General features: G+C 72.7%; 5 protein-coding genes and 1 pseudogene. All 6 read left to right on the plus strand.

Annotated features, from left to right (window positions below):
• Positions 1–1,092, plus strand: a pseudogene (locus B7P34_RS34550) (hypothetical protein); the annotation flags it as partial.
• A gap of 114 nt (positions 1,093–1,206) precedes the next feature.
• Entirely contained in the window at positions 1,207–2,145 is a 939-nt protein-coding gene (locus B7P34_RS34555) for a cellulose-binding protein (RefSeq protein ID WP_030368023.1), read from the plus strand.
• 183 nt (positions 2,146–2,328) lie between these two features.
• Positions 2,329–3,366, plus strand: a complete 1,038-nt coding sequence (locus B7P34_RS34560) for an ATP-binding cassette domain-containing protein (protein WP_106682105.1) — start codon at positions 2,329–2,331, stop codon at positions 3,364–3,366.
• A gap of 2 nt (positions 3,367–3,368) precedes the next feature.
• Positions 3,369–4,139: an ABC transporter permease gene (locus B7P34_RS34565; protein ID WP_106682106.1), complete on the plus strand. Its 771-nt coding sequence runs from the start codon at positions 3,369–3,371 to the stop codon at positions 4,137–4,139.
• Between the two features lie 148 nt (positions 4,140–4,287).
• On the plus strand, positions 4,288–5,160 hold the full coding sequence (locus B7P34_RS34570) for a hypothetical protein (RefSeq protein WP_106682107.1): 873 nt from the start codon (positions 4,288–4,290) through the stop codon (positions 5,158–5,160).
• Between the two features lie 77 nt (positions 5,161–5,237).
• A partial coding sequence (locus tag B7P34_RS34575) for an ABC transporter ATP-binding protein (RefSeq protein WP_106682108.1) occupies positions 5,238–6,334 on the plus strand: 1,097 nt, incomplete at its 3' end.

Genomic DNA, 6,334 nt, shown 5'->3' on the forward strand with positions numbered 1-6,334 from the left:
TGGACGCTCGCCGAGGCGGACGCCGAGTCCGAGCGGCTGCGCGGCGACGCCGCCCGCGTCCTCGACGAGGCCCGCGAGGCGGCGAACACCCGCCGTGCGGAGGCCGCCGAGCAGGCGGACGCCCTCGTCGCCGAGGCGACCGCGGAGGCCGAGCGGATGGCCGCGGAGGCCGCCGAGGCGCTGGCCGCCGCGCAGGAGAACGCCAACAGCACGCGCGCGGACTCCGCGCGGATCAAGGCCGACGCCGTCCAGGAGGCGGAGCGGCTGCGTGCCGAGGCGCGCGCCGAGGGCGAGCGGACCGTCGACGACGCCCGCGAGGCCGCCGCGAAGCGGCTGGCCGACGCCGGCGAGCAGGCGGACGCCCTGATCGCCAAGGCGCAGGAGGAGGCGCTGAGCACGGCCGCGGCCGCCGAGGAGCAGGCCGACACGATGGTGGGCGTGGCCCGCCGCGAGGCCGAGCGGATCGTCGCCGAGGCCACCGGCGAGGGCAACGCCCTGGTGGAGCAGGCCCGTACGGACGCGGACACGCTGCTGGCCGAGGCCCGCGGCGACGCCACCGCGATAAGGGAGCGCGCCGACGAGCTGCGCTCCCGGGTCGAGGGCGAGGTCGAGGAGCTGCACGACCGGGCGCGCCGCGAGGCGGCCGAGGCCATGCAGTCCGCGGGCGAGCGCTGCGACAAGCTCGTCGCGGCCGCGACCGAGCAGCTCGCGGAGGCCGAGGAGAAGGCGAAGAAGCTGCTCTCCGACGCCAGCAGCGAGGCGAGCAAGGTCCGCATCGCCGCGGTGAAGAAGGCGGAGGGGCTGCTCAAGGAGGCCGAGCAGAAGAAGGCCGCCGCCGTACGCGAGTCGGAGCGCCTGCGCACCGAGGGTGCGGAGGAGGCGAAGCGCCTTGTCGAGGAGGGAAAGCGGGAGTTGGAGGTCCTGGTGCGCCGTCGCGAGGACATTCAGGCCGAGATTTCCCGTGTCCAGGACGTGTTGGAGGCGTTGGAATCTTTTGAGGCCCCGGGGGCCGGAAGCGCCAAGGATGGCGGGGTGAAGGCAGCGGCGGGTGCCGGTGCTACACGTTCGGGTGGCAAGCAGTCACAGAAGTAGCCACTCAAACGGGGGGACATTCTCCAGATCTGCCAAGCATTCACCTGATGACACGCCGCTCGCACCCCTAGGATTCCCTCTATCACCTCACCGGTCTCTTATGACAGGAACCCCATGAGTGACACTTCCTCCCCCTTCGGCTTCGAGCTTGTGCGGCGTGGATACGACCGCGGCCAGGTGGACGACCGCATTACCAAGCTCGTCGCCGACCGAGACAGCGCACTGGCACGGATCACCTCTCTGGAAAAGCGCATCGAGGAGCTGCACCTCGAGACGCAGAATGCTCAGGCCCAGGTCAACGACGCCGAGCCGTCCTATGCGGGGCTGGGGGCGAGGGTCGAGAAGATCCTTCGGCTGGCCGAGGAAGAGGCCAAGGATCTGCGTGAGGAGGCCCGGCGCGCCGCCGAGCAGCACCGGGAGCTCGCGGAGTCCGCCGCGCAGCAGGTGCGCAACGACGCCGAGTCGTTCGCCGCCGACCGCAAGGCCAAGGCGGAGGACGAGGGCGCGCGCATCGTCGAGAAGGCCAAGGGCGACTCCGCCCAGCTGCGGGCCGAGGCGCAGAAGGACGCCCAGTCCAAGCGTGAGGAGGCGGACGCCCTCTTCGAGGAGACCCGCGCCAAGGCGGCCCAGGCCGCCGCCGACTTCGAGACCAACCTGGCCAAGCGGCGCGAGCAGTCCGAGCGCGACCTGGCCTCCCGTCAGGCGAAGGCGGAGAAGCGGCTGGCGGAGATCGAGCACCGCGCCGAGCAGCTGCGCCTGGAGGCGGAGAAGCTGCGCACGGACGCCGAGCGGCGCGCCCGGCAGACGGTGGAGACGGCGCAGCGCCAGGCCGAGGACATCGTGGCCGACGCCAACGCCAAGGCGGACCGCATCCGCAGCGAGTCCGAGCGCGAGCTGGCGGCGCTCACCAACCGCCGCGACAGCATCAACGCCCAGCTGACGAACGTCCGCGAGATGCTGGCCACGCTGACCGGCGCGGCCGTCGCCGCGGCCGGCGTCCCCGGTGACGACGAGCCGATGTCGCGCGGCGTCCCGGCGCAGCAGAGCCGCTGACCCGCGGCCGGGCGGGCTGAAGAGGAACGCCCTGGTCCGTGCCCTGTGCGCCGCTCCCGCGGTCGCACGGGGCAGCGGTCCTCAGCCCCGTGGCCCCGCCCTCCGCACCCGAACGGGTGTCCTTCGCACCCGGACGGCCCGCTACCGCTGGCGAGGTCCCCGGGTCGCCCTTACCGTGGCCGAATGATCGAGCTGCAGGGACTGACCAAGCGCTACGGCGAGAAGCTCGCCGTCGACGGCCTCACCTGCACCGTCCGGCCCGGGATCGTCACCGGCTTCCTGGGGCCCAACGGGGCGGGCAAGTCCACGACGATGCGGATGATGCTCGACCTCGACCGGCCCACCCACGGCACGGTCCTCATCGACGGGCAGCACTACCGGCAGCTGAAGGACCCGCTGCGGACCGTCGGCGCCCTGCTGGACGCCAAGGCGATGCACGGCGGTCGCAGCGCCCACAACCACCTCCTGTGCCTGGCGCAGAGCAACGGCATCCCGAAGGCCCGCGTCCGTGAGGTCCTGGACACGGTCGGCCTCGCCTCGGTGGCCGGAAAGCGCTCCAAAGGGTTCTCGCTCGGCATGGGGCAGCGCCTGGGCATCGCGGGCGCGCTGCTGGGCGACCCGCAGATCCTGATGTTCGACGAGCCCGTCAACGGGCTGGATCCCGAGGGCATCCACTGGATCCGCAATCTGATGAAGAACCTCGCCGCCCAGGGCCGCACGGTCTTCGTCTCCTCGCACCTGATGAGCGAGATGGCCCTGACCGCCGACCACCTGATCGTCATCGGCCAGGGCCGGCTGCTCGCCGACACCTCGATGGCGGACTTCATCAAGCAGAACTCGCGGTCCTACGTGCGGCTGCGCTCGCCCGAGGTGGAGCGGCTGCTGGACGTGCTGGCGGGGGCCGGGGTCACGGCGGTGACCACCGAGGACGGCCACCTGGAGGTCGACGGCACGGAGGCGGCGGAGCTGGGCGAGCTCGCCGCGCGCCACCGGCTCGTGCTGCACGAGCTCAGCCCCCAGCAGGCGTCCCTGGAGGAGGCCTTCATGCAGCTCACCGCCGAGTCGGTGGAGTACCACGCGCACACCGCGCCGCCGGGTGCGGAGGCCGTAGGTACGGCCGCGGGTGCGGAGGCCGTGGGCGCGGCCGCCCCGCCGGGCGGCGGCGCGGCACCGCCCGGCGGCGGGTGGGGAGCCGGCTGGCAGAAGAAGAAGGGAGCCTGACGGTGGCGGTGGTGGGGCAGGTCCTGCAGTCGGAATGGACGAAGATCAAATCGGTGCGGTCCACGGTGTGGACGCTCGGTCCCGCCCTGGTGGTGACCGTGGCGCTCGGCGCCCTGATCAGTGCTTTCACCAGCAGTAACTTCAATCAAATGCCACTGAAGGAGCGGGTGAATTTCGACCCGACCTTTACGAGTTTCGCGGGAATGGGACTCGGCCAGCTCGCCATGATCGTGTTCGGGGTGCTGGTGGTGTCCAATGAATACAGCACCGGAATGATCCGGACTTCCCTGGCGGCGGTTCCGCAACGCGGCACGTTCCTCTTCAGCAAGATCACTGTTGCGGCGGTCGTCGCGTTCGTGATCGCGATGGCGACGAGCTTTGTCTCCTTCTTCATCGGCCAGGCGATGCTCGGCGACCACCGGACGCAGATCGGCGATGCGGGCGTCCTGCGCGCGGTGATCGGCGGCGGGCTCTATATGACGCTGATCGCGGTGTTCTCGATGGGCATCGCGGCGATGCTGCGCAGCCCCATGCTCTCGCTCGGCATTCTGATGCCGTTCTTCTTCATCATCTCCAACATCCTCGGCGCGGTGAGCGCCACGAAGAAGGTCGCGCAGTACCTGCCCGACCAGGCCGGCCGCAAGGTCATGCAGGTCGTGACGATCGCGGACGACGCCCCGTACGGGCCCTGGGGCGGCTTCGCGATCATGGTGCTGTGGGTGGTGGCGGCGCTGGCGGGCGGGTACGCGGTGCTGAAGCGGCGCGACGCGTAGCGCCTTGCCGGCGGATCCTTTGTACGCACGGGTTCCGGTTCCTCCGGATTCCGCCGGACCCTCGCCGCGAGGGTGGATCGCCGTCGCGGCGGGCATTCTTTCCGGGGCGGACCGCGCCGCGCCGCCGCCCCGCGTTCGAGGAGCCGCCGTGACCGACCGGAGTCTGCGGGGGCTCGGGCTCGACGGGGCGCCCGCCGAGTTGCCGCTCACCTACCCCGGCCGGCCCGTCACGGAGCCCGCGCTGCTGACGGGCGGGCACCTGCTGCCACTGCGGGCGGACCCCGGGCCGCTGGGCGGGTGGCGGGTGGTGACGGGCATGGCGGACGCCGGGCGCCCCGGCACGGGCAGTACGCCCCCGCCGGGCGGGGACCCCGCCGCCGAGCCCGCGCTCGACGCCTTCCTCGACCGGATCCGCGCCGCGCGGACCGCCGCCCGCCGACCCGTCCTCGCCGTCGGCTCCAACGCCTCCCCCGCCCAGCTGCACCACAAGCTCACCCTGCGCGGCATGCTCGCCACCGTGCCGATGGTGCCCGTCCGGGTGCGTGGCATCGGCGTCGGCTGCTCCGCGCACATCGGGCTGCACGGCTACGTGGCGGCGGCGCCCTACGCCGATCCCGCGGCCCGGCGCACGCTCGTCGCGGGCTGGCTGGACCCCGCGCAGCTGGCCGCCGTCGACCAGACCGAATTCAACTACCGCCGCGTGTGGCTGCCGGGCGGCTCCTTCCCCATGACGCTGCCGTCCGGGGAGCCGCTCGGCGGCGCGTATCTGTACGTGAGCCTGCACGGCGTCCTCGCCGACCCCGCCACCGGCCGGCCCCGGCCCGGCGGCGGCGACCAGGGCGCCCTCCTGACCGCCCTGCTGGAGGCCTCGCCGGAGCTGCGCGCGCTGCTCGGACCCGGCCCGGAGCGCTGGGTGGAGCGGGCGCGGGCGGACGAGGCGGTGCGGGCCGAGGGGAGGGCGGTCTTCCGCCGGGCGGGCTGGGCCCGCCCCGAGGGCCTGCCCGAGCTTCACCACGAGTAACGGGAACCGTCAGCTCCTCGTTATGCTCCTAACTCTTACGGGGCCTTACGCCCGAAAGAGCTCGCGAGGGGCGGAGAATGATCGAGGCAGTCGGTCTGACAAAGCGCTACGGCGCCAAGACGGCCGTACACAATCTGTCGTTCCAGGTGCGGCCGGGAGCCGTCACCGGCTTCCTGGGTCCGAACGGATCCGGCAAGTCGACGACCATGCGCATGATCCTGGGCCTGGACCAGCCCACGTCCGGCCACGTCACGATCGGCGGCCACCCCTTCCGCAGCCTTCCCAACGCTCCCCGCCAGGTCGGTGCGCTCCTGGACGCGAAGGCCGTGCACGGCGGCCGCAGCGCCCGCATGCACCTGCTCTCGCTCGCCCAGCTCGGCGGCATCCCGGCCCGCCGGGTGGACGAGGTCCTCGGCGTCGTCGGCCTGCAGGACGTCGCCAAGCGCCGCTCCAAGGGCTTCTCGCTGGGCATGGGCCAGCGCCTCGGCATCGCCGCCGCGCTGCTGGGCGACCCCCAGGTGCTGCTCTTCGACGAGCCGGTCAACGGCCTCGACCCCGAGGGCATCCTCTGGGTCCGCAATCTGATGAAGCAGCTCGCGGCCGAGGGCCGCACGGTCTTCGTCTCCTCGCACCTGATGAGCGAGATGGCGCTGACCGCCGACCACCTGATCGTGATCGGCCGCGGCCAGCTCATGGCCGACATGAGCGTCAAGGACTTCATCTCCGCGAACTCCGCGGACTTCGCGCGCGTGCGCACCCCGGAGACCGAGCCGGAGAGCCGCGAGAAGCTCACGGCCGCGCTCGTCGAGGCCGGCGGCCAGGTGCTGTCCGAGCCGGACGGCGGGATGCGCGTCACCGGCCTGCCGCTCCCCCGGATCAGCGACATAGCCCACGGGGCGGACGTCCGGCTGTGGGAGCTCTCGCCGCACCAGGCCTCCCTGGAAGAGGCGTACATGCGGATGACGCAGGGCGCGGTCGACTACCGCTCGACGGCTGACCAGCTCGCCGCCCTCGCCCCGCCGCCCCCGGGCCACGGCTACGGCCACCCCGGCGCCGGCGCCCCGCAGGGCTGGGCCCCGCCGCAGGGCAACCCCTACCCCGTCCTGCCGGGCGAGCAGCCCAACCCGTACGCGCAGCCCCAGGCCGCGGCCCCACAGCCGCCCCAGGCGGCTCC

Origin of the sequence: Streptosporangium nondiastaticum (assembly GCF_003011965.1) — a bacterium.
GTDB lineage: Bacteria > Actinomycetota > Actinomycetes > Streptomycetales > Streptomycetaceae > Streptomyces > Streptomyces nondiastaticus.

What these genes read in the sequence shown, in the direction of transcription:
- B7P34_RS34555 (WP_030368023.1), top strand. Translation starts at nt 1,207, where the DNA reads ATGAGTGACACTTCCTCCCCCTTCGGCTTCGAGCTTGTGCGGCGTGGA.
- B7P34_RS34560 (WP_106682105.1), top strand. Translation starts at nt 2,329, where the DNA reads ATGATCGAGCTGCAGGGACTGACCAAGCGCTACGGCGAGAAGCTCGCC.